This window comes from Corynebacterium camporealensis, assembly GCF_000980815.1.
Taxonomy (GTDB): domain Bacteria; phylum Actinomycetota; class Actinomycetes; order Mycobacteriales; family Mycobacteriaceae; genus Corynebacterium; species Corynebacterium camporealense.
The window spans coordinates 2,236,563-2,259,391 of record NZ_CP011311.1 but is presented as its reverse complement, the minus strand read 5'-3'; the positions used below and the strand labels follow the sequence as shown (position 1 = coordinate 2,259,391).

The following is a 22,829-nucleotide window of genomic DNA, read 5'->3' as shown; positions in this document are numbered from 1 at the left end:
TTAACTAAAGTTAAGGAGCTTCGATGGATCTGGCAGCGCTGATCGGTAATTTTATTGACAAGGAAGGCAACGTCACGTTGCCGCCGCACCTGACGCTCGCAGGATTGGGAGAGCACTTCTACCAGCTGGAGCAGCAGGCCGGCATTCCGGATCGACCGGTGCTGCGCCAATGGGTCTACAGCGAGGACCGCAACGGTGTCCCGCGTGATCTGACCCGCAAAGAAGTCAATACCCGCATCAAGGTCGTCGCTGCTCGACTGCAGCAGGTGGCCAAGGTCGGCGACCGCGTGGCTATTCTCGCAGGTAACTCCCCGGAATACATCTTCGGCTTCGTCGGTGCCCTGTACGCAGGCATGACCCCGATTCCGCTCTATGATCCGAACGAGCCGGGCCACAGCGAACACCTGCGCGCCGTCTTTGGCGATGCCAACCCACCTGTCGTGCTGACCAACAAGATTTCTGCTGGTGCAGTGCGCTCCTATTTCAAGGACCTGCCGGCCCGCGAGCGTCCGCGCATCCTGTCTGTCGACGCCCTGCCGGACAGCCTCGCCGAGTCCTGGGTCAACCCATTGGAGACCCCAGAAGGCCAGGCCCTGGCACGCAACGCCACCCAGCCACCGCTGGATTGGCCGGCCTTCCTGCAGTACACCTCTGGTTCCACCCGCACCCCGGCAGGCGTGGCACTGACCAACCGCTCAATGCTCACCAACGTGTTGCAGATTTTCGTTGGTGTACAGATCAAGACCCCACCGCGCGTGGTCTCCTGGCTGCCGATGCACCACGACATGGGTATCATCCTGGTGGCTTTCGTGACCCTACTGGGCATTGACCTGGAACTGATGACTCCGCGCGACTTCGTCCAGCACCCGAAGCGCTGGATCGACCAGATTAAGCGCCGCGACGGCGATGAGAAACTCGCCGGCACTTACGGCGTGGTCCCGAACTTCGCACTCGAGCTGGCTGCCCGCTACGGCCGCCCGGCAGAAGGCGAAGAACTCGACCTCTCCAACGTCGAGGGGCTTATCATTGGTTCCGAGCCGGTCACCGAGACCGCTGTGAATGCTTTCTTGGATACCTTCACCGAGTACGGCTTGAACCCGTCTGCACTGCGCCCGTCTTATGGCCTGGCGGAGGCATCGCTTATTGTCTCCACCCCGCAGACCGAAGAGCGTCCGCTCATCAAGCACTTCGACCGCGAGGACCTGGCAGAGGGCAAGGCCACCATCGTGGAGAAGTCCGATAGCAGCGTTGCTTTCGCGTCCAACGGTCAGACCGTGCTTGCACAGCAGCTGACCATCGTCGACCCAGAGACCCGCGCTGAGGTAGAAGACGGCCGCATCGGTGAAATCTGGGTGCACGGTGCCAACATGGCTTCTGGTTACCTGGACCGTCCAGAAGAAACTCAGGCCACCTTCCGCAACACTTTGGGTGAGCGCCTGGAGAATACCCGCGTGCCGAAGGCCCCGGAAGATGACTACTGGATGGCTACCGGTGACCTGGCGACCATCATCGACAACCAGCTTTACATCACTGGCCGCCTCAAGGATCTGATTGTGATTGCCGGCCGCAACCACTACCCGCAGGACATCGAGGGCACCGTGCAGGCCGCCTCCGATCACGTCCGCCCGGACTCCATCGCGGCGTTCTCCGTGGAAGGCGACCGTACCGAGGATCTTGTCCTGCTGGTTGAGCGCGCCGATAATACCAGCGAAGATGGCGATGCCGCTGCCACCGAAGCTATTCGCGCGGCAGTCTCCAAGCACCACGGCATTACCCCGTCTGAAATTGTGTGGAAGGCACCGCACGAAATTGTGCGTACTTCTTCTGCGAAGATTGCTCGCCGTTTGGCCAAGAAACGTTACCTGGCCAACTAAAGATCTATCTTTGCCCCGGCCAGCGCGCCGGGGCATTGGCGATCCCAGAGGCATGTCGGTTATGCAACAGTGTTAACAGAGTGCCACAATAAAACGATAAAAGTTTCGTTCACGCGTTACTGTGCCTAGGCCTTTAGACCTAAGGACGGTGCGCCGCTTCCACCTGTGAAGAAATAATCCTCCAACAAAGGAATCCTTACTTTATGACCACTGAGCAGCTACGCGATTGGCTTAAGAACTGGGTAGCCCAGACCACTGGCCTGTCGTCTGCGGAGATCACTGAAACGACTCCGCTGGAAAACTACGGCTTGTCTTCCCGTGACGCCGTTGTACTTTCAGGTGAACTGGAAGACCTGCTCGGCGTCAAGCTCGAGGCGACTGTCGCCTACGAGTACCCAACTATTGCACTGCTGACTGATCGCCTCATCAACGGTGCAGCCCAGCACAACACTGCACCTGAAGCAGATGCTGAGGTACCCACCTCACCTGCGGGACCGCGTCCGGATATCGCTGTGATTGGCCTGGCTGGTCGTTTCCCAGGTGCCGCAAACGCCGATGAGTTCTGGGACATGCTGGTGGAAGGTCGTTCCGGTACGGGCCCGCTGCCGATGGGCCGCTGGTCCGAGTACGCCAGCGATCCCACCATGAGCGAGAAGATCGCTCAGCAGAACACCGATGGCGGTTATATAGAGGACATCGCCAGCTTTGATGCCGAATTCTTTGGCCTGTCGCCGCTGGAAGCTGCCAACATGGACCCGCAGCAGCGCATTTTGCTCGAGCTGGCTTGGGAGGCACTGGAGGATGCCGGCCTGCCCGCTAACGAGCTGCGCGGCACCGCCACTGGTGTCTACATGGGCTCGACCAACAATGACTACGGCATGCTGGTTAGCGCCGACCCGGTTGAGATGCACCCTTATGCCCTGACCGGTACTGCCTCGTCCATCGTGGCCAACCGCCTGTCTTATGCACTCGACCTGCGCGGTCCTTCCGTCAACGTTGATACCGCCTGCTCCTCGTCGCTGGTAGCAGTCCATCACGCATTACAAGACCTGCGCAGCGGTGGCGCCGATGTCGCCCTGGCTGGCGGCGTCAACATCCTGGCCGCCCCGCACGCCTCGCTGGCCTTTAGCGAGCTCGGCGTGATCTCGCCGACCAGCGCTATCCATGCTTTCTCCGATGACGCCGATGGCATCGTGCGTTCCGATGCCGCCGGTGTCCTTATCCTGAAGCGCCTGCCCGATGCAGAGCGCGACGGCGACAACATCCTCGCTGTCATCAAGGGCTCAGCCACCAACTCTGATGGCCACTCCAACGGCCTGACCGCCCCGAACCCGGAGGCACAGGTCGCTGTTCTGCAGCGCGCCTACGCCGATGCCGGTGTTAGCCCATCCTCCGTGGACTACATTGAAGCTCACGGCACCGGCACCATTCTTGGTGACCCGATCGAGGCCAATGCCCTCGGCCGCGTGCTCGGACAAGGCCGTAGCGACGCCGAGCCAACCCTGCTGGGGTCGGCCAAGTCCAACATCGGCCACTCTGAATCCGCCGCAGGTGTCGTGGGGCTTATCAAGGTCATCGAAGCCATGCGCCACGACGTGCTACCGCCGTCCATTAACTTCAGCGAGCCAAACCGCTACGTCGACTTCGACGCCGAAAAGCTCGAGGTCGTCGAGGACCCACGCGAGTGGCCGGAATATTCTGGCCGCAAGGTCGCTGGTGTCTCTGGCTTCGGCTTCGGCGGCACCAACGCCCACGTCGTGCTCACCGATTACCGCGGCGAATCCACCCAGCGTGACGCCCAGGTCAGCACCGACGAAGGCGCACCGGTGTCCCTGCCAGTTTCCGGTCTGCTGCCGTCGCGCCGTGCGAGCGCTGCTGCCACCCTGGCGGATTACATCGAGAACGAATCCCCGGATCTCTTCGCGCTGGCACGCACCCTTGCTCGCCGCAACCACGGCCGTTCCCGCGCGGTGGTTACGGGTGAGAACACTGCGGACATCGTTAAGCGTTTGCGTCAGGTGGCCGAGAACAAGGTCTCTGTCGGCATTGCCGCGGCGGATTCCCCGTCCGCGCCGGGCCCGGTCTTTGTCTACTCCGGCTTTGGTTCCCAGCACCGCAAGATGGCCAAGGACATCCTGGCTATCTCCCCGCTGTTTGCACAGCGCCTGCAGGAGCTTGACGAGTTCGTCGATTTTGAGGCCGGCTGGTCCATCCTGGACATCGTCAACGACGATTCCCAGACCTACAACACCGAAACCGCACAGGTTGCCATCACCGCTATCCAGATTGCGTTGACCGACCTGCTGGCTGAGTTCGGTGTGCGCCCAGCAGGCGTTATCGGCATGTCCATGGGTGAGCTCGCCGCGGCCTATGCTGCCGGTGGCCTGACCGCTGAGGACACCTTGCTCATTGCCTGCCACCGCGCCCGCCTCATGGGTGAGGGTGAAGCATCGCTTGACGATGCCTCCCAGGGCGCCATGGCCGTCGTCGAACTTGATGCCCAGCAGATTGCTGATCTCGACGGCAATATCGAGCCTGCTGTCTACACCGGCCCGGGCATGACCACCGTGGGTGGCCCGCGTGAGGAAGTTCTCGCCCTGGTCGAAAAGCTGGAGGAAGAAGGCAAGTTCGCCCGCGCACTGAACGTGAAGGGCGCTGGTCATACCTCTGCTGTCGACCCGCTGCTGGGTGAGCTCTACTCCGATATCGCTGGTATTGAGGCACACCCGCTGCACACCACGCTGTATAGCTCCGTCGACCGCGGTGAGGTTTACCGTGCCGGTGCCGTCGTCCACGACGAGGATTACTGGATCCGCATGACCCGCCAGCCAGTCCACCTGCAGACCGCTACCGAGCAGGCTTTCGCCGCGGGCCATACCCAGCTGGTCGAAATCTCGCCGAACCCAGTCGCCCTCATGGGCCTGATGTCTACTGCCTTTGCCGCTGGCAAGGCAGATGCGCAGCTGCTCTACACCCTGAAGCGCAAGGTCGATCCAAGCGAGTCCCTGCTGGACCTGCTGGCCAAGCTGTATGTCGCCGGTGCCCCGGTCGACTACACCGCCGTGTTTGGTTCCGGTGCACTCGCCAAGGCCCCGCACACCCAGTTCAAGCGCCAGCGTTTCTGGACCAACGCTCGTCCGTCCTCGGGTGTTTCCGGCCTGCCGGGTGCCCGCGTAAACCTGCCGGAAGGCAAGACCGCCTTCTCCACCAATGCGGACCAGGCACCGTCTGCTCTCGCACTGCTGGAATCCGCCGTCCAGGCCGTCAACCCGGAAACCCACCTGGCTGCCGTTGAAGAGCACGCCGACCTGCCACCGCAGGGCGAAGTCACCACCACGGTGACCAAGAACTTAGGTGGCCTTTCCGTAGCGGTATACCTGGTCGAGGGCAACCATACCCAGCTCATTGCCGAAGGCTTTGCCTCCGCACTCGACCTGGGCAACGCACCCATCCCAGGTGTCGCCGACGTGCCGTCCACCCCAACTGAGGTCGACGCACCAGCCGAAGAAAACGGCGTGACCGCCATGCGCTGGGACCCCAGCCAGGAAACCGTCGAAGAACGCCTCGCCCTTATCGTCTCCGAGTCGATGGGCTACGACGTCTCCGACCTCCCACGCGAGCTACCGCTCATCGACCTGGGCCTGGACTCCCTGATGGGCATGCGCATCAAGAACCGCGTCGAAAACGACTTCCAGATCCCACCACTGCAAGTCCAAGCCCTGCGCGACGCATCGCTTGCCGATGTCATCACCATGGTCGAAACAGCCGTCCACGAGACCCCAACCTCGACCCCAGCGCCCGGGGAAGTCGCACAAGCGCCTTCCGAAGACAAGGAGAAGGAAACCACCGAGAAGGACAAGGGTTCCTCACAGAAGGGCGTTGGTGTCGCACCGCGTGACGCCTCTGAGCGTCTCGCGTTTGGTACCTGGGCTAAGTTCACCGGTAAAGCTGCCCCTGGTGTGACCAGTGAGCTGCCAGACATCGATGTAGAGACTGCTGAGAAGATTGCTGCTCATCTGAGTAAGCGCGCTGGCATTGAGGTCAGTACTGCGCAGGTGCAGGAAGCTGAGACTCTGGAGCCGCTGAGTGATCTCGTGCGCGAAGGCCTGGAGACTGAGGTCGAGGGCAACATCCGCGTGCTGCGCGAGGGCGAAGGCCCGGCGGTCTTCATGTTCCACCCGGCCGGTGGCACCACGGTGGTCTACCAGCCGCTGATGCGTCGTTTGCCAGACGATGTTGCTGTTTACGGTGTCGAGCGCATCGAGGGCACGCTGGAAGAACGTGCCAAGGAATACGTTGAGGACATCGTGAAGTATGCCCGCGGCCGCAAGGTCGTCCTGGGTGGCTGGTCCTTCGGTGGTGCGGCTGCCTACGAGGTGGCCTACCAGCTTCAGCAGCGTGACGATGCCCCCGAGGTCGCCTTCATCGCCTTGCTGGATACCACCCAGCCTTCCAACCCGGCACCGGACACCATGGAAGAGACCAAGGCACGCTGGCAGCGCTACGCGGACTTCGCGAAGAAGACCTATGGCCTGGACATCCCGGTACCGTTCGACCTGCTGGAATCTGCAGGTGAAGATGCGCTGATGCAGATGCTGGGCGAATTCCTGGCCACCACCGATGCTTCCGAGCACGGCCTGTCCGCAGGTGTGCTGGAGCACCAGCGCGCTTCCTTTATCGACAACCAGATTCTCAGCAGCCTGGATATGCGGCGCTGGGCCGACGTGCACGTACCGGTGCTGTTGTTCCGCTCGGAGCGCATGCATGACGGTGCCATCGAGCTGGAGCCGCGCTATGCCGAGATCGACCCGGATGGCGGCTGGGGCGTTATCGTAGAAGACCTAGAGATTGTGCAGCTGCCGGGTGACCACCTGGCAGTGCCAGATGAGCCGGCAATCGGTATCGTCGGCAAGCACATTGAGCAATGGATCGAGGAGAAGATACGTGGCGGCCACAGCAACCACCGCTGATAAGCTAGCTGACCTGCGCGAGCGCCTGTCCAAGGCGCAGGACCCAGGCAGTGAACGCTCGCGTGCGCGCCGAGATGAAGCAGGACGCTCCACCCCGCGCCAGCGCATCAATGCACTGCTGGATGAAGGTTCGTTTGTTGAAACCGGCGCCCTGGGCAAGACCCCAGGAGACCCGGATGCCATCTACTCCGACGGTGTCGTGACTGGTTACGGCCGTATCTCTGGCCGCCCAGTGTGTATCTACGCCCACGATAAGACCGTCTATGGCGGTTCGGTCGGTGTGACCTTTGGTAAGAAGGTCACCGAAATCATGGACATGGCCATCAAGATTGGCTGCCCGGTTATCGGTATTCAGGACTCCGGTGGCGCCCGCATTCAGGACGCGGTGACCTCCCTGGCGATGTACTCGGAGATTGCCCGTCGTCAGTTGCCGCTGTCGGGCCGTAGCCCGCAGATTTCTGTCATGATGGGTAAGTCCGCTGGTGGCGCCGTGTATGCCCCGGTCACTACGGACTTCGTCATTGCTGTGGACAAAGAAGCCGAAATGTACGTCACCGGCCCCAACGTCATTCGTGAGGTCACCGGCGAGGACGTCACCTCCGCTGAACTGGGTGGTGCCCGCCAGCAGGAGCTCAACGGCAACGTTTCTGTCGTAGTCGGCTCTGAGGACGAGGCTTTCGACATGGTCCGCGACCTGCTGGATCACCTGCCGTTGACCTGCTTCGACCCGGCACCAGAGTTTGCTGCGCCTGCCGATGACGAGCTGGACGACGAAGAACTCAACTCGTTCATGCCAGACGACACCAACGCTGGCTACGACATGTTTGACCTGCTCACGCAGCTGGGCGATGACGAAGACATCATCGAAATCCAGGAAAACTACGCGCCGAACATGATCACCGCCTTTGGTCGCATTGATGGCAAGGCCGTGGGTTTTGTGGCTAATAACCCGCTGCACCAGGCCGGCTGCATCGATGCCGATGCTGCTGACAAGGGCGCGCGTTTCGTCCGCATCTGCGATGCTTACAACATCCCATTGGTCTTCGTCGTGGATACCCCGGGTTACATGCCAGGTGTGGAACAGGAAAAGGCTGGCCTGATTCACCGCGGTGCGAAGTTCGCTTTCGCTGTCGTGGAGGCCACCGTGCCGAAGGTTTCGCTCATCGTGCGCAAGGCCTATGGCGGTGCGTATGCCGTCATGGGGTCGAAGAACCTCACCGGTGACATCAACCTGGCCTGGCCAACCGCGCAGATCGCCGTGATGGGCTCTGCCGCAGCTGTCGTCATGATTGCCGGCAAGCAGCTCGAAGCCGCCGAGACCCCGGAGCAGCGCGCGATGACGAAGAAGATGTTCATGGACTTCTACGACGAGACCATGACCGCTCCTTATGTCGCTGCCGAGCGTGGCTACCTGGACGCGATGATTCAGCCTTCTGAATCCCGCCTCGCCCTGCGTCAGGCCCTGCGTCAGCTTGAAGGCAAGGACACTCACGACCTGCCGAAGAAGCACACCATCGCCCCAATGTAAGAAGCTGTGTAACACCGCAGCCCTAATTCTGCGATAATCCAAGCAATACCGGGCTGCGCGCAGCCTCCCACGACTTTCAAGGAGAAACTATGTTCCTGCTGTCTAGCGCCTTCGATCTTGCAGGCGACCTGATCAACGGCATCGTCATGCTGCTCAACTACGCAGTCGTACAGCTGCCGTTCTAATCCAGCAACATCCCGCCCGCTTTCTGCATTCCCCACCAATGCATGAAGCGGGCTTTTTGTGTGCTTACTACTCAGGAAAGGCTGCTTACAGGCCTGCAATAGGCTAAAGAGCATGAATTAACAGAAGCCGTATGAACTCGCTTTTGAACGAACCATGGAATTTCTTGGTGCGGAGGTTCATGATTTTCCTCATGGGGTGGAAGGGGTATAAGGAGGTAGAAGCATTGCGTGGCACGAAAGGATTGAGGGCGAATATGAGAGGCATAAAGATAGCAGCGGCAGCGGTTGTCTCTTGCGTTGCTTTGAGCGCATGTGCAGAATCCCAACCCGATGAAGATTCTTCGATGACAACTAATTCTGAGAGCTCGTCTACACGTGCTCCGGAAGGTTCAGTTTCCCCTTCGCCCACATCGAGTGAATCTCCTAGTGAAACAATGTCTTCCAGGGAACCTGTTGCACAAGAGGGATGTGATGACACTGTTTCTAATCCATTGTCTGAAGCTTCGTCGTTGCCGATAGTAGGGAACGAGGAGCAGCAGCTAGCTTTTAGTGTGATCGACGACAACTTCGATCCATGTGCTGAATTGAGCTGGTCAGTTATTGCAGGCGGTGTTGGAACTGGTGGATCGCAGCGCCAAGGGGTGGTGTTTTTCCACAATGGTCAGCCAATAGTTGAGCCAGCTCCTTTGATGCAGGAAGAAGTTACAGCGGTGACTCCCGTCAGTCGTGATGTGGTTGAAGTTTCCTATGCGGTCCTTGAAGGGCCTCGTGTGGCAGCGCAAACTGTTCCAGGCGCCGCTACTTTTTCTTTGAACGCGGATGGAACCTTGTCGATTGTGAACAACACCCTGCCACCGAGTGCTGATGAGGCTGGAATTCAGCTTGATCTAACTGGGCTGTAAAGTCCGTGCACGAGTTCATCACGCCCCAGCATCTACATGAACAAGCGACACTGGGCACTATCCAGCCGGAACCGAGATAAGTGATGTCCTATATTTGCGCAAAGTTGCTCTCCCACTCAAAGTTTTCGCTAAAACGTGCGTGAAAACGACCGTGCATCTGAGAAGACCCCGGCCATCGGAAGTGATGACGCGGGGTCGGGGGGCTGCGGGGGTTAGGCGACTGCGGCGCGTGGGCGGCGGTCGAAGAGGCGCCAGCCGAACAGCAGCAGGGCAGACATGCTGGCGGCGACGATGAGGAAGCTGTAGTGCGGCAGGCGACCATTGACGATCATCCAGAGGATCATGCCGCCGATAATCGCCGAGGCCCAGATAACAGCGCCTTCCTTCCACTTGCCGGTGACCTTCAGGCCTAAGACGATAAGCCAGCCGACGAGGGCGCCCACAGTCCATGGCCAGAAGGCATCCCACCAGCTAGCGAGGTTCAATCCGCCGTGGGCGAGGCGTGCCAGCACGGCGAAGATGGCAAGGCAGAGGACGTCGATGGCAGGGGCGGTGCGCATTAGGCTTCCTTTCGATTCAGCGCCGCATAGGTAATTCCCTTGCGGGCATAGTGCATAAAGTAGATTACCCAGCCAATTACGGTGATCAAAGCAAAGGAAATCAGACGGTAGATGATGGCAGCGCCCGTGGCGTCCACGGCAGTCATGCCGGTGGCCACAAGCGTGGCGACGATCGCTGCTTCTACCGTGCCCAGACCCGCCGGGGTGACCTGTGCGGAACCGGCCAGCTTCGCAGTGAGGTAGGCAAGTGCCACACCGGCGATGCTGGTGTGGTCAGGTGCAGCAGAGAAGCCGGGTGGGGTGCCGGTGACTGCCCACAGACATGCCCAGAGCGAGAGCATGTCGAGCAGGCGATTGGCCAGGGAGTAAAAGGCAATCTGGCTAAATTGCCACGGGGTCAGGCTGACCTCATAGAGGCTGTGGACCTGGTCCATGACGCGTTCGCGGGCTGAGCCTTTAAGCATCTTGAGGTTGCGCAGCCAGCGTTCGATTTTGGCTGGGTTGTTGATCATCCAAAACAGCACGGCCGCTACAGCAACGGTTCCCGCCAACGTGGCAATCAACGACCAGAAGGCCATATCGGCGTTGAGGAAGAGCACACCACCAATACCGATGAGAACGAGCCACATTGTCGATACTGCCGAGGACAGCACCAGGAACCAACCACACAGCACCACGGATGCGCCCCAAGTGCGTTGCACGTGGAACGTCAATACCGCGGAGAAGGTCGGGCCGGCAGGCAGGGTAGTAGACCAGGCGTTGGAGGCCAGGGTTAGTGCCGCGGTTTCTTTGGAAGGGATCCGTAAGCCACCGGCGGCAAGCAGCAGTCGCATGACTTCGCCCATGGCCCAGATAGAAGCTATCGATGCCACGATAACCACCGCCACCGCGACCGGGTCAGCGGTGCGCAGGCGGCGGAAGCCATCGGTAATAAAGTCCAGCTCGTCGCGGAAGACCCAGCCCAGAACGAGCAGGACTAGCAGCGAAGCGAGTAGGCGCAGCCACTTCCGGGCATTACTCGACATTAGGACTCTTTGTCCTGCTGTAGGCGCTTCATTAGCTCACTAAATGGAATGAGTTCGTCATTGGTTTCGGTGGAGCGGTCACCGCGAACAGCGGATTCACCACTGGATTGCTTCGAAGGCTTATCCTGCCGCGGCTGCTTCTCCTTCTTCCACGTCCAGGACTTCTTCTGCGGCTTTTCCTTGACCGCAACAGCGCTGTCCGCAGTGTCAGTATCTGCTGCTTCTGCGTCCGTTGCCTCAACGGCACTGGTCTTGTCAGTGGATGCCGCGGTGTCGTCATCCATGACGGTTGGGTCCTCTTCAGAGGACGCCGACCCGTCGAGCTGCGGTGTGGAGCCGTGGCCCATCTTCTCGTAGGCGCGTTTGATGAAGGCAGGTGCCCACCAGTTGTCTTCGCGCAGCAGGTGCATGACGGCTGGGACCAGCAGCATGCGGACGATGGTGGCATCGATAATCAGGGCGAAGATCATGCCGAAGGCGATGTACTTCATCATCACGATGTCGGAGAAGCCGAAGGCGCCGGCGACCACAATCATGATGAGTGCCGCGGCGGTAATGATGCCGCCGGTACGGGCGGTGCCCTCGGCAATGGCGTGGTCGGTGGCTTCCGTGTCGCCGGAATCGGCGAAGCGTTTTCGTGCTTCGACCATGCGCGAGACGAGGAAGACCTCGTAGTCCGTCGATAGGCCGTAGATGATCGCGATGATGAGGACCAGGATCGGGCTCATTAGCGGGCCCGGGCTGAAGTCCAGGAGGCCAGAGGCCACACCAGAGACGAACATCGCGGTGAGGATGCCCAAGGTGGCGCCCAGGGTCAGCAGCGTCATGATGACGGCCTTGGCAGGCAGCACCAACGAGCCGAAGACCAGGGCCATCAGGATGAAGGTAATGGCCACGACATACAGCGCCATCCACGGGAGTTTCTCAAAGAGCGCATCGAGGGATTCGACCTCCATGGCGGGAGTGCCGCCGACGTAGAGATTGACACCCTCCGGGGCATCGAGAGCCTCGAGCTCGTGGACGATGCGGGTGTAGTCGTCGCGATCCACAATGCCTGCCGCCAGCACGGTGGTGCCGTCCTGGGTTGGGTGCAGCGGTGCGAGAGGTTCCGTCAGGCCCTGGATTTGGCGGGTTTGCATGACGACATCGACAAGCTGCTGCGAATCATGGTTGTCCACGACCAACTTGACCGGCTCAGTGCGGAAGCTCGGGAACTCCTCGTTGAAGGTGTCCTGCGCAACGCGAGTCTCATGGCTCGGCGGGAGGTAGGTCTCATTGATGCCGCCGAAGGTGACGTTAACCAGCGGAATGGTCAGCGCAATGAGCAGGCCACAGATGGCGACGGTTAGCAGGCGTGCACGACGCATCGCCCAGCGTGGCACCTTGTACCACCAGGTGTCCTCGATGCGGCGGGCGCGACGGGAAGTCTTGCGTACCGACCACTTATCGATGTTCTTACCCAGCAGACCAAACAGCGCCGGCAGCACCGTCACCGACAGCAGTGCGGCAAGGCCAACTGCGGAGATGGAACCGTAGGCCACAGACTTCAAGAAGGCCTGTGGGAAGAGCAGCAGGCCAGATAGAGCAGCGGCGACCATGGCGGCAGAAAAGACCACCGTTTGGCCCGCCGTCGCCGTGGTAATCGCTACGGCATCGGGCACCGGACGGCCGCGGTCGAGCTCCTCACGGAAGCGGGAGACCATGAACAGGCCGTAGTCGATGGCCAGGCCCAAGCCCAGCAGCGTGACGACGGCCTGTGCGAAGACGTTGACCTGCAGAACGCCCGCCAGGATGGACAGGATGCCCAGGGAACCCAGGATGGACAGACCACCCACGACTAGTGGCATAAATGCAGCAACGACCGAGCCGAAGACGATGAGCAGCAGCAAGCCCACTAGCGGGAGGGCAGCGGTTTCGGCGCGGGAGATGTCGTTGGACATGCCGTCGTCGAGTGCGTCGGCAACCGCGGTGGCACCGCCGACCTGCACGGGCAGGTCAGTGTCGTAGAGCGCGTCCTCAATGATGCGGTAGTCCTTGAGGGTCTGCTCGCCATCGCCAGCCAGGCTGACTGCAGCAAACGCTACGTCGCCATCCTGGTTGATGAAGTTGGGGTTTTGGCGATCGAAGTAGCTAATGACCGAATCAATCTGATCCGGGTACTCATTTTTGAGGTTGTCGAGGTAGGCCTTGCCCTCGTCGAGGTGCTCTTGGGGGTTCTCGAAGAGAATGACGACGTCGCCGCTGTTATCGCGGCCAAACTTCTCCATCTCGATTTCGGCAGCAGCAGTCGACTGCGCGCCCGGATCCTCCCAGCCTTCCTGGCTCATGCGGTCGCCTAAGCGCATGCCAAAGGTGACAAACAGCAGCAAGATGGCACCGATGAGGACCAACGGGACGAGCTTGCGATGGGCGTAGGTAAAACGCCCCAACTTCAAAAACATGCAACTCCTAGCGTTAGTCCAACAGGGCAGAAAGTGGGCGGAAAGGCTGCAACCAGGCTCCGCCTTCGGGCAGATTATCCAGATTAACCCGCGGCAACGGCTCACGGAAGACGCCGTCGAGGTCTTCTAAGTCTACGAACTCGAAGTCCGGATGCGTGACTGCCCACGAGGCGTGTTCATGAAAGCCCAGGATAGTCACAGGAATGCTGTCATCGACAAGTTCTTCGAGCAGCGGCTGGAAGTTCTGTCCATCCGCTGACGCTACGACCAGACCGGCCAGATCGTCGCGCAAGGACTCGATGTGCTCAAGCATGTCCGGGTCGACATCGTCATTCTCATGCAGCTTCGGCTTGGCAAACACCGCGAAACCGACGTTGCGGATGGCCTCGACCCAGGGGCGGATGACATCAGCGCCACCGGGAGCGACGTTGGTAAAGACAGCGGCCTGCGGATTCGCGCCACGTTCGCGGGCAAGCTCGCTGACCCAGCGGCCAATGGCATCAAAGCGCGGACGATGCGCCGAGGTCGGGCGACCACCCAACAGCGCGCCTAGTCCCATGTCCATATTCGGTGCATCCCACACCAACAGGTAGGTACCCGGCATTACTTCTTCTCCCAGAGATACTCGTTAATGACGTGTTCTTTATCTAGGCCTTTGCCCTCAAACTTGGTGATGACCTGACGGTCCACCAGCTGCGGGACCTCATCCCACGGCCAGCCCTTGTACTCCAGGGTCGGCTCGACATTGACCAGCTCATCGATCCACTCGGCGTAGTCGGCGTGGTCGGTCGCCACGTGCAGTACGCCACCCTTCTTCAAACGGGAAGCAAAGAGATTGAGCGTGCCGGACTGGATGATGCGGCGCTTGTGGTGACGCGCCTTCGGCCACGGGTCCGGGAAGTACACGCGAATGCCATCCAAGGATTCAGGCGCGAACATGCGGTAGAGCACCTCGATGCCATCGCCGCGGATCATGCGGACATTGTCGATGCCGCCACGCACGACCGAGCCCACCAGCTTCGCCAGGCCCGGCTTGTACAGCTCGACGGCAATGATGTTGGTATCTGCCTCCAACGGTGCCATTGCGGCAGTGGAGGTGCCGGTACCGGAGCCGATTTCCACGATGGTCTTGGCGCCTTCCCGACCGAACCACTCGTCGAGGTCGATGCGGTCATCGGAAAGCATTGTGCCTAGGCGTGGCCAATGCTTTTCAAAGAGCGCGTTCTGGTTGTCGGTCAGAGTGCCGCGGCGGAAGGTGACGCTGCCGAGACGCGGGTAGTCCAGGTCGTTGTCAAAGACGTTATTGAAGTCAGTTTGCGGCGGACGGCCAGGAGGCATTTCCCCAGCCGGGATGTTTTGGGAGTTATCAGTGTTATTCATTGCGTCCTATTGTTCCCTTACCTATGGAATACGGCAAAATGCCACGCCGGATATGACCAGCGCGGTATAGCACCGCTTAACGATGGATGCGCACCCTTCTCACGATACCCCCGTTATAGGGGTGAAAATCTGCACTATGTGCAAGCTCACACTGTTATAAACCTGTTTAAGTTGTGGTAATTGGGGTGGATATAACCGCCGTGGCGAAAATCTCCCCTACACAGGGCTTAAGACAGTTAGTCTTGTGGTGGAAAGCGCGTGGGATGCAGCATTGCCCGCCACCGCACACTTATTTTCGACTCAGGAGACTATTTGATGACCGCCCCCATTCAAGGCCTCGTCGGTGAACTGCCAACCGAGAATGAAAAGCTGATTTCGTGGATTAGCGAAAGCGTCGAGCTTTTCCAGCCGGAGGAAGTGGTCTTTGTCGACGGTTCCCAGGAAGAGGCTGATCGCCTCGCTGCGGAGCTCGTGGAAAAGGGCACGCTCATTAAGCTGAACGAGGAAAAGCGCCCCAACTCTTACCTGGCCCGTTCCAATCCTTCCGATGTCGCGCGCGTGGAATCCCGCACCTTCATCTGTACTGAAGCTGAAGAAGACGCCGGTCCGACCAACAACTGGGCTCCGCCGTCAGCTATGAAGGCTGAGATGACCGAGGCCTTCCGTGGTTCCATGAAGGGCCGCACCATGTATGTCGTGCCGTTCTGCATGGGCCCCATTAACGATCCGGATCCGAAGCTGGGTGTTCAGCTGACTGACTCGGCTTACGTTGTTCTTTCCATGCGCATTATGACCCGCATGGGTGCTGAGGCCCTGGAGAAGATCGGCAAGGACGGCGATTTCGTTCACGCTCTGCACTCCGTCGGCGCTCCGCTCGAGGCTGGCGAAGAGGACGTTGCATGGCCGTGCAACGAGACCAAGTACATCACCCAGTTCCCGGAGACCAAGGAAATCTGGTCCTACGGTTCTGGTTACGGCGGCAACGCCATCCTGGCTAAGAAGTGCTACGCACTGCGTATTGCCTCCAAGATGGCCCAGGAAGAAGGCTGGATGGCTGAGCACATGCTCATCCTGAAGCTGACCAGCCCGGAGGGCAAGGACTACCACGTTGCTGCTGCCTTCCCGTCCGCATGTGGCAAGACCAACCTCGCGATGATCACCCCGACCATCGAGGGCTGGAAGGCCCAGGTTGTCGGCGACGACATCGCCTGGATGCACCTGCGCGAGGACGGCCTCTACGCGGTGAACCCGGAGAACGGCTTCTTCGGCGTGGCGCCGGGCACCAACTACGCGTCCAACCCGATCGCCATGAAGACCATGGAGCCGGGCAACACCATCTTCACCAACGTCGCGCTTACCGACGATGGCGATGTCTGGTGGGAGGAAATGGACGGCGATGCTCCGGACCACCTCATCGACTGGCACGGCAACGACTGGACCCCGGCATCCAGCACCAAGGCTGCACACCCGAACTCCCGCTACTGCGTGCCGATTTCCCAGTGCCCGACCGCTGCACCGGAGTTCGACGACTGGAAGGGCGTCAAGATCGACGCCATCCTCTTCGGCGGCCGCCGCAAGACCACCGTTCCGCTGGTTACCCAGGCATTCGACTGGAACCACGGCACCATGATCGGCTCCCTGCTGGCTTCCGGCCAGACCGCTGCTGCTGAGGGTCAGGTTGGCGCCCTGCGCCACGACCCGATGGCTATGCTGCCGTTCATCGGCTACAACGCTGGTGACTACCTGCAGCACTGGATCGACATGGGCGAGAAGGGCGGCGACCGTATGCCGTCCATCTTCCTGGTCAACTGGTTCCGCCGCGGCGAGGACGGCCGCTTCCTGTGGCCAGGCTTCGGCGAGAACTCCCGTGTCCTGAAGTGGGTCATCGAGCGCATCGAGGGAAAGGTCGACGCTGAGAAGACCGTCATCGGCCACACTGCGCGCCCTGAAGACATCGACCTGACCGGCCTGGACGCCGAGCTTGACGATGTCCGCGAGGCCCTCGCCGTCAACCCCAAGGAGTGGGCTGGCGACATGGAAGACAACGCCGAGTATCTCAACTTCCTGGGCAAGCGCGTCCCAGAAGAGGTCTGGGAGCAGTTCCGCGCCCTGAAGAAGCGCGTTGAGGACGCTGCCTAAACACGTCTCCTAGTCGAAACCCGTCTTCCCGAGTGTTAGTTCATTCGGGAGACGGGTTTTGTGCGTGCCAGGTATTAATATTTGCGGATTGCGCAGGGATATTAGCGAGGTAATGAGACCAGGGTTACACTCGTTTATGTAGTTAAACGCTAAACGAAAGTGAGGTCAACGACATGACGGACATCAAGAACGTCACTGTCGCAGGTGCTGGCGTATTGGGTACTCAGATTGCTTACCAGGCTGCTTTTGCTGGTTTCAACGTCACCAGCTGGGACATTAGCGATGATGCTTTGGAAGAAGCCAAGAAGCGTTTCGACCGCCTGGATGCCGCCTACAAGCGCGACGTTGAGGGCACCACTGACGAAGACACCCAGGGCGCGCGGGACCGCTTGACCCTGACCAGCGACCTGGAAGAGGCCGTCCAGGACGCCGATCTCATCATCGAGGCCGTACCGGAGAAGATTGATATTAAGAAGGACTTCTGGGGCAAGGTCGCCGACGCTGCTCCGGAGAAGACCATCTTCACCACTAACACCTCGACTCTGCTGCCTAGCGACTTCCGCGACGCCACCGGCCGCCCGGAGAAGTTCCTGGCCTTGCACTTCGCCAACCGCGTGTGGAGCATGCGCATCGCAGAGGTCATGCCGCACGACGGTACTGACGAGGAGGTCACTAAGACCGTCTTCGAATACGCCAAGGAAATGCAGATGGATCCGATGCGTCTCAAGCGCGAACAGCCTGGCTACATCATGAATTCTCTGCTAGTTCCTCTGCTCGAGGCTTCTCAGAAACTGTGGATTACTGATGTTGCTGAGCCGGCTGACATCGACAAGAACTGGAAGATGGCTACCGGTGCCCCGCTTGGACCATTCCAGGCTATGGATCTCATTGGTCTGCGCACTGTTTCCACTATCGCCATGACCAAGAAAGACGAAAACGTCAAGAAGTTTGGCAAGTACGTCATGGAGAACCTGGTCGAGAAGGGCAAGGTCGGCTACGAGTCGAACGAGGGCTTCTTCCGTTATGACGACGACGGAAACCGCCTTGACGAGGAGTAATTCTCACTAAACCCAGCCCGCCTTCCCACGAAGGCGGGCCTTTACCTTGCCTAGAGCACCTTAGCGCTGTGGAGAGTCAGGTTCCCAGAGATTGGCTCGTTCCCGGAATTCTTTCGCATGGTTCCGGGCCCAGAAGTAGGTCATTGCGCCGGCAACTATTCCGCCAGCAAGCCAGGGCACGACATCTGCCACAGTGAGCATGTGGCCGCGGGCGAGTGAAAAGAAGAAGGCGAAAATTACGGTTGATATCAGAAAGAAAATCGTACCGCTAACAACCGTCCTCGTGAGGTACTTCTTTCGTGACATGACTCCAACACCTCCTTCGCGACAAATTACATTTTAACGTTAAATTCGTCGCTTCGAAGGGTAGGGGCCTAGGCCCGCAGCACAATGACGAGGTTGGAGGTCAGGAATTCTCGCAGGAGGGGAACGCGGACGATCCACCAGGCCCAGCTGGGGTGGTAGCGCGGGAAGCATAGCTCTGTGTTGTGTTTGTCGGCCCACTGCAGGCCTTCTTTGGCAGAGACATTAAACAGTGAGGTGCCGTAGACATTCTTCGGTGGGTGCCCGTGGGTGCGTGTGTAGCGGTCGCGGGCATAGGCGCCACCGATGTAGTGCTGCCACAGGCCGGTTTCGTGCCCGCCGAAGGGGCCGAGCCAGACGGTGTAGCTCAAAATCACCAGGCCGCCAGGTCGGGTAACGCGCAGCATTTCTTCGCCCATGTCCCACGGGTTGGGGATGTGCTCGGCGACGTTGGAGGAATAGGTGATGTCGAAGGCGTCGTTAGCAAAGGGCAACCTCGTGCCATCGCCACGCACGGCGTTGGCAAGGCGAATTCCGGCGGCGGACATCTCACCGACGTCAGGTTCTACACCGAAATAAGACGCCCCGCGGTCTGCGAAGGCTTCTGCGAAATAACCCGGGCCGCCGCCAACATCCAACACACGCGAGCCATCAAGGGAAAGGCCCAGGTCTACAGCTAAGGCATCGAGAAGCGCTGCCGTATCCTGTGCCAGGCCACCGTAGAAAATATCCGGCCGGGTCTGCTCAAAACGGAAGGAACGCAGCAGTTGCCACGAGCGGCGCAGCGTGGCCAAGGCACGGGTTTGTCTCATAAACCACTAGGCTAGTAGCTCGACATGAAGATACTGCTTTTATGCTGGCGCGATTCCACCCACCCGCAAGGCGGGGGCTCTGAACGCTACCTGGAAAGGGTAGGAGAGTACCTGGCCGAGCAGGGCCACGAGGTCATTTTCCGCACCGCAAAGCACATGAACGCAGCCAAAAAAGAGCTGCGCGGCGGGGTGACCTATTCCCGCGGTGGGGCCAAGTTCAGCGTATATCCGCGCGCCTGGCTAGCGATGCTCGCAGGCCGCCTCGGCTTAGGCACCCTCCGCGGCATCGACGTCGTCGTGGATACCCAAAACGGTATTCCTTTCTTCGCTCGCCTGGTCAGTGGCGCGCCCACTGTGCTGCTGACTCACCACTGCCACCGCGAGCAGTGGCCGGTCGCTGGTCCGGTGTTGGCGCGCCTGGGCTGGTTCCTCGAGAGCAAAATCGCACCGCGGGTATACCGCAATAGCCCTTATGTGACGGTCTCGGAAGCCTCCCGCCAGGACCTGGAAGCACTGGGAATCGAGGGCGCGCAGATCATCGAAAACGGCGTCGACCCGGTCCCCGAGCGCGTCCCGGTCTTAGAGCGCGAATCCGAAAAACATCTCGTCACTCTGTCGCGCCTGGTGCCGCACAAGCAGATTGAGCATGCCATGGATGCGGTGGCGCAGACCCCGGGCGCGGTTCTCGACATTATTGGCTCCGGTTGGTGGGAAGCCGAGCTGCGCGAGTACGCCCGCACCCACCACGTCACCGACCGCGTGCGCTTCCGCGGCCAGGTCACCGAAGACTACAAGCACGCCCTCCTCGCCCGGGCTGATTTATTGCTCATGCCATCGCGCAAAGAGGGCTGGGGCCTGGCAGTCATGGAGGCCGCCCAGCATGGGGTTCCCACGGTGGGTTACACGTTTGGCCTGCGTGACAGCGTTATTCCCGACGAGACCGGCGTGCTCGTGAGCGACGAAAGCCACTTCGTGGACGCCACCCAGGACCTGCTCAACGATCCGGAACGCCGCGCCGGCTTAGGCGAAAACTCCCGCGAATTCGCCGCCGGATTTTCCTGGGAAGCTACCGGCGCGCGCTTTGCCGCCTTGTTGGAATCGCTAGCACGCTAGGCAGCACCACCCACAGCAGCGTCAGCCCCCACGGCACGCTCGGCTCGCCAGCACCGGTGTCCACCAGGTTCTCACCGTCAACCACGACGCCGACGCCCAGCTCACGCAGCTTATCGATGTCCCCCTCATCCCACGCCTGCGCTACCTCCGCATACAGCGGAGAGGCAGCATCGACGACCGCACCGTCCACGACGAGTTCGCCCGATTCCACCATCGGCACTGCCTTGGAATACGGGTCCACGGCCGGGGCGCCCTCGACATCTACGAGGTTTGGTCGCTCAGGGAAGAAAGCCACACGCTTGCCGATGTCCGCCACCAACCGCTCATCCACCCCGGTCTCCCGGGGCGCGAGCGCCGCGACCTCACGCGGCGCATCGGGTGCTTGCAGCAACGCTGCGCACAGCGCGAGTACCGCCGGCCACTTGTCGAGCGCGCCGACTCCTGCCACGTAGAGCGGAATTGCGAGAGCCACCAGCTTTTGCCCGTCACGCAACAAGCCCGCCCCCGGGACCGCGTCAATGAGTGCTTCCAGCAGTTGCGGCGCCAGCCAGATAAGCACCGCCCCGCCGAGTCCCATCGCGGCCAGTCCGCCCAGCTGCGGCAGAATATCCCGTCGCTTCCACGCTCCCCAGAACGCGAAGCCAGCCAGCACGATTCCGGCGATCGCAAAGCCCATCGTTCGCGATTCCGGAATCGCACCCGCATTCCAGATACCACCGAGACCCAGCAGTGCGCCGAGCGTGCCCGCGCCTTCCTCCGCACGCGGTGCAAACGCCGCCACGGCGGCTGCCGCGTCGGAGTCGGGCATCGTCGCCAGCAAGCCCGGCAGCACCCAGGGCAGGCACAACGCGATGCCGAAAGTCGCCGTCCATCCGCGCCGTTGCCGCGCGCAGACCACACCGGTGAGTAACCCAAAGATCGCGCCGGTGGGTGTCAGCGAGGCTAGCCACATCGCCAGCCACTTGACCTTCGTATGTCCGTGCAATCCCGCGTAGGCGATAATCGGCAGGCACCAGCCCGCAATGGCCAGCGACCACTGGCCCTGCAGCAGCCTTTCGATGATGAAAGGGTTCGCCACCGCCACCGGAATCGCAGCCACTGCACCCCACGTCGAACGCGCCCACTTCGCCGCCACGACCGCAGCGCCAATCGCAGTAACAAAAATCAACAGGCGCGCTAGTAGCGCGCCTGCGCCGATAAGACCTGCGAAAGCCAGCAGCCCATCTTGGGGAACGTTGCGGGCAGGCAAAGCGCCGGAGCCGAAGGCTTGGGGTGAGAAGGAGGGGGCATCGATAAGCACCATGTCCCGCCACAGGAATTCACCCGGAAGCAGAAATGGCCAACAGACCGCCGCAACAACCGCGGCGCCCCAGAGGAAGAGCGCGGTGTTAGCTCGCACGGTAGCGACGGACATACATCACCGCAGCGGCAATCAGCAGCGCGATGCCGATAATCTTGCCGACCACACTGACCACGCTGAGCGCCTTAATCGTATTAATCACCGGACGCACCGAATCCAGGCGCTCCTGCTTGGACTTTTCCGACCAGCGGGATTCCGCCGACAGCATACTGCGCGCATCGGTGTCGTTGTTATCCAGCATCTCCTGAGCTTGCTGGGCGTCGGTGGCCCAAAAGACCTTGAAGTTGGTCACCGAATCCACGATGGTGCCGGTGGTGGGCTCGACCCAGAGGTCGCGGCTGGCGGTGTAGAAAGGCTCCATGACCACCGCGGAATCCCGCTGCAGACCATAGGTGTCGCGGTCTTCTTCATCGAAGAACTTCCACGCCGGGCCGGAGTAGGTGTCCATTTCCAAGTCCTTGCCCTGCATCGGCACGGGGTCGATGCTCTGGTGATAGGCAAAGACCGGGATGCCATCCATGCGGGTGTCGTCGGTGTAGTCAATCGGGACGGAAGCCTGCGCCATCGCGTCGTAGTAAGGGTAGGAGCGCTGCTCAGTGCCGGAGGGGAAGAAGAACTTCAGGCCGTCGCGCTCGAAATTCTCATGTTTCTTCTTGCCGCCAATGATGGGCAGTTCCACGGTCTGGGAGTTCACATCGCCTGGCATCGGGTAGGTCGATTCGCGGTTGAGCAGCGAAGACTCCGAGACGCGAATGAAAGCACGCGCGCCGGTGAGCACCTGCAGCACGGCCTCGGTTTCAGTCGCAGCGTCGTCGATTTCTTCTTCACCAGTAATGACATTGCGCTCATAGGTCATCTCTTCGTCTTCGATGTAGCAGTACATCGGCGAGTCATCTGCCTGGCAATCCGGGTTGTCCTCAAAGCCGGTTGGTGCCTCTTCTGCTTCGAAGCGTTCGACGTCCATGAGTTTGCCCACAGTGGGCTCGGAGGTGATCGTAAAACCCTCACCAAGCGGCAGCGGACGAGTCTGATTGTTGTACAACGGCGGTGCAATAGAAGAAATCAGTAGACACAGCACGGCACCAATCAACACCCAGGTCAAGGGCGAGCGTGCGTCAACAAGGCGCTTCATTGCAGTACTATGTCCAATCAGAATCTCGCAGGAACACTTTAAGGAGT

General features: G+C 60.4%; 16 protein-coding genes. 7 read left to right on the top strand and 9 right to left on the bottom strand.

All coding sequences use genetic code 11. The annotated features are described in order from the left end of the window. The first annotated feature begins 23 nt into the window (after window positions 1-23). The 4 genes from UL81_RS10505 to UL81_RS11710 all read left to right on the top strand — a co-directional run bounded on the left by UL81_RS10505 (window position 24) and on the right by UL81_RS11710 (window position 9,459). A complete protein-coding gene (locus UL81_RS10505; protein WP_035106362.1) occupies window positions 24-1,874 on the top strand; it encodes a FadD32-like long-chain-fatty-acid--AMP ligase in 1,851 nt (616 codons plus the stop codon). Between the two features lie 203 nt (window positions 1,875-2,077). Next, a complete protein-coding gene (gene pks13, locus UL81_RS10500) occupies window positions 2,078-6,844 on the top strand; it encodes a polyketide synthase Pks13 (protein ID WP_046453583.1) in 4,767 nt (1,588 codons plus the stop codon). Beyond that, on the top strand, window positions 6,819-8,372 hold the full coding sequence (locus UL81_RS10495) for an acyl-CoA carboxylase subunit beta (protein ID WP_035106365.1): 1,554 nt from the start codon (window positions 6,819-6,821) through the stop codon (window positions 8,370-8,372). The genes pks13 and UL81_RS10495 overlap by 26 nt, the downstream gene beginning before the upstream one ends. Window positions 8,373-8,688: 316 nt before the next feature. Continuing rightward, the gene (locus tag UL81_RS11710) at window positions 8,689-9,459 is read left to right on the top strand and encodes an LppP/LprE family lipoprotein (RefSeq protein WP_081961524.1); all 771 of its coding nucleotides are present in this window, start codon (window positions 8,689-8,691) and stop codon (window positions 9,457-9,459) included. Between the two features lie 212 nt (window positions 9,460-9,671). Here UL81_RS11710 and UL81_RS10485 read toward each other — a convergent pair whose 3' ends face one another. Genes UL81_RS10485 through trmB form a run of 5 tightly spaced genes read right to left on the bottom strand, consistent with a single transcriptional unit; the run spans window position 9,672 to window position 14,865 of the window. Further along, window positions 9,672-10,019 carry a DUF3054 domain-containing protein gene (locus UL81_RS10485; RefSeq protein ID WP_035106372.1) on the bottom strand — a complete coding sequence of 116 codons (348 nt, stop codon included), beginning with the start codon at window positions 10,017-10,019 and terminating at the stop codon, window positions 9,672-9,674. Beyond that, complete coding sequence (locus UL81_RS10480) at window positions 10,019-11,044, bottom strand: lysylphosphatidylglycerol synthase transmembrane domain-containing protein (RefSeq protein ID WP_046453582.1); 1,026 nt, start codon at window positions 11,042-11,044, stop codon at window positions 10,019-10,021. The genes UL81_RS10485 and UL81_RS10480 overlap by 1 nt, the downstream gene beginning before the upstream one ends. Further along, window positions 11,044-13,485 (bottom strand): MMPL family transporter, encoded by a 2,442-nt coding sequence (locus tag UL81_RS10475; protein ID WP_046453581.1) that lies wholly within the window; start codon window positions 13,483-13,485, stop codon window positions 11,044-11,046. The genes UL81_RS10480 and UL81_RS10475 overlap by 1 nt, the downstream gene beginning before the upstream one ends. Before the next feature lie 13 nt (window positions 13,486-13,498). After that, the gene (locus UL81_RS10470) at window positions 13,499-14,089 is read right to left on the bottom strand and encodes an NYN domain-containing protein (protein WP_035106373.1); all 591 of its coding nucleotides are present in this window, start codon (window positions 14,087-14,089) and stop codon (window positions 13,499-13,501) included. Continuing rightward, window positions 14,089-14,865 (bottom strand): tRNA (guanosine(46)-N7)-methyltransferase TrmB, encoded by a 777-nt coding sequence (trmB, locus tag UL81_RS10465; RefSeq protein ID WP_046453580.1) that lies wholly within the window; start codon window positions 14,863-14,865, stop codon window positions 14,089-14,091. The genes UL81_RS10470 and trmB overlap by 1 nt, the downstream gene beginning before the upstream one ends. Window positions 14,866-15,180: 315 nt before the next feature. Here trmB and UL81_RS10460 point away from each other — a divergent pair, with 315 nt between their 5' ends. Further along, on the top strand, window positions 15,181-17,004 hold the full coding sequence (locus tag UL81_RS10460) for a phosphoenolpyruvate carboxykinase (GTP) (protein ID WP_046453579.1): 1,824 nt from the start codon (window positions 15,181-15,183) through the stop codon (window positions 17,002-17,004). A gap of 173 nt (window positions 17,005-17,177) precedes the next feature. Then, window positions 17,178-18,062 (top strand): 3-hydroxyacyl-CoA dehydrogenase, encoded by an 885-nt coding sequence (locus UL81_RS10455; protein ID WP_046453578.1) that lies wholly within the window; start codon window positions 17,178-17,180, stop codon window positions 18,060-18,062. A gap of 60 nt (window positions 18,063-18,122) precedes the next feature. Here UL81_RS10455 and UL81_RS10450 read toward each other — a convergent pair whose 3' ends face one another. Further along, window positions 18,123-18,368 (bottom strand): hypothetical protein, encoded by a 246-nt coding sequence (locus UL81_RS10450; protein WP_046453577.1) that lies wholly within the window; start codon window positions 18,366-18,368, stop codon window positions 18,123-18,125. Between the two features lie 68 nt (window positions 18,369-18,436). Further along, on the bottom strand, window positions 18,437-19,177 hold the full coding sequence (locus UL81_RS10445) for a class I SAM-dependent methyltransferase (RefSeq protein ID WP_035106374.1): 741 nt from the start codon (window positions 19,175-19,177) through the stop codon (window positions 18,437-18,439). 24 nt (window positions 19,178-19,201) lie between these two features. Here UL81_RS10445 and UL81_RS10440 point away from each other — a divergent pair, with 24 nt between their 5' ends. Then, window positions 19,202-20,290 carry a glycosyltransferase family 4 protein gene (locus UL81_RS10440; protein WP_046453576.1) on the top strand — a complete coding sequence of 363 codons (1,089 nt, stop codon included), beginning with the start codon at window positions 19,202-19,204 and terminating at the stop codon, window positions 20,288-20,290. On the opposite strand, the gene UL81_RS10435 is transcribed toward UL81_RS10440, so the two are convergent. Further along, a complete protein-coding gene (locus tag UL81_RS10435) occupies window positions 20,244-21,704 on the bottom strand; it encodes a hypothetical protein (RefSeq protein ID WP_046453575.1) in 1,461 nt (486 codons plus the stop codon). The two genes, UL81_RS10440 and UL81_RS10435, sit on opposite strands and share 47 nt — an antisense overlap. Beyond that, window positions 21,679-22,782, bottom strand: coding sequence for a DUF3068 domain-containing protein (locus UL81_RS10430; RefSeq protein ID WP_046453574.1), 1,104 nt, complete (start codon window positions 22,780-22,782; stop codon window positions 21,679-21,681). The genes UL81_RS10435 and UL81_RS10430 overlap by 26 nt, the downstream gene beginning before the upstream one ends. Window positions 22,783-22,829: the final 47 nt, after the last annotated feature.

What these genes read in the sequence shown, in the direction of transcription:
- UL81_RS10455 (WP_046453578.1), top strand. Translation starts at nt 17,178, where the DNA reads ATGACGGACATCAAGAACGTCACTGTCGCAGGTGCTGGCGTATTGGGT.
- trmB (WP_046453580.1), bottom strand. Translation starts at nt 14,865, where the DNA reads ATGAATAACACTGATAACTCCCAAAACATCCCGGCTGGGGAAATGCCT.
- UL81_RS10480 (WP_046453582.1), bottom strand. Translation starts at nt 11,044, where the DNA reads ATGTCGAGTAATGCCCGGAAGTGGCTGCGCCTACTCGCTTCGCTGCTA.
- UL81_RS10435 (WP_046453575.1), bottom strand. Translation starts at nt 21,704, where the DNA reads ATGTCCGTCGCTACCGTGCGAGCTAACACCGCGCTCTTCCTCTGGGGC.
- UL81_RS10450 (WP_046453577.1), bottom strand. Translation starts at nt 18,368, where the DNA reads ATGTCACGAAAGAAGTACCTCACGAGGACGGTTGTTAGCGGTACGATT.
- UL81_RS10475 (WP_046453581.1), bottom strand. Translation starts at nt 13,485, where the DNA reads ATGTTTTTGAAGTTGGGGCGTTTTACCTACGCCCATCGCAAGCTCGTC.
- UL81_RS10485 (WP_035106372.1), bottom strand. Translation starts at nt 10,019, where the DNA reads ATGCGCACCGCCCCTGCCATCGACGTCCTCTGCCTTGCCATCTTCGCC.
- UL81_RS11710 (WP_081961524.1), top strand. Translation starts at nt 8,689, where the DNA reads ATGAACTCGCTTTTGAACGAACCATGGAATTTCTTGGTGCGGAGGTTC.
- pks13 (WP_046453583.1), top strand. Translation starts at nt 2,078, where the DNA reads ATGACCACTGAGCAGCTACGCGATTGGCTTAAGAACTGGGTAGCCCAG.
- UL81_RS10505 (WP_035106362.1), top strand. Translation starts at nt 24, where the DNA reads ATGGATCTGGCAGCGCTGATCGGTAATTTTATTGACAAGGAAGGCAAC.
- UL81_RS10440 (WP_046453576.1), top strand. Translation starts at nt 19,202, where the DNA reads ATGAAGATACTGCTTTTATGCTGGCGCGATTCCACCCACCCGCAAGGC.
- UL81_RS10470 (WP_035106373.1), bottom strand. Translation starts at nt 14,089, where the DNA reads ATGCCGGGTACCTACCTGTTGGTGTGGGATGCACCGAATATGGACATG.
- UL81_RS10430 (WP_046453574.1), bottom strand. Translation starts at nt 22,782, where the DNA reads ATGAAGCGCCTTGTTGACGCACGCTCGCCCTTGACCTGGGTGTTGATT.
- UL81_RS10445 (WP_035106374.1), bottom strand. Translation starts at nt 19,177, where the DNA reads ATGAGACAAACCCGTGCCTTGGCCACGCTGCGCCGCTCGTGGCAACTG.
- UL81_RS10460 (WP_046453579.1), top strand. Translation starts at nt 15,181, where the DNA reads ATGACCGCCCCCATTCAAGGCCTCGTCGGTGAACTGCCAACCGAGAAT.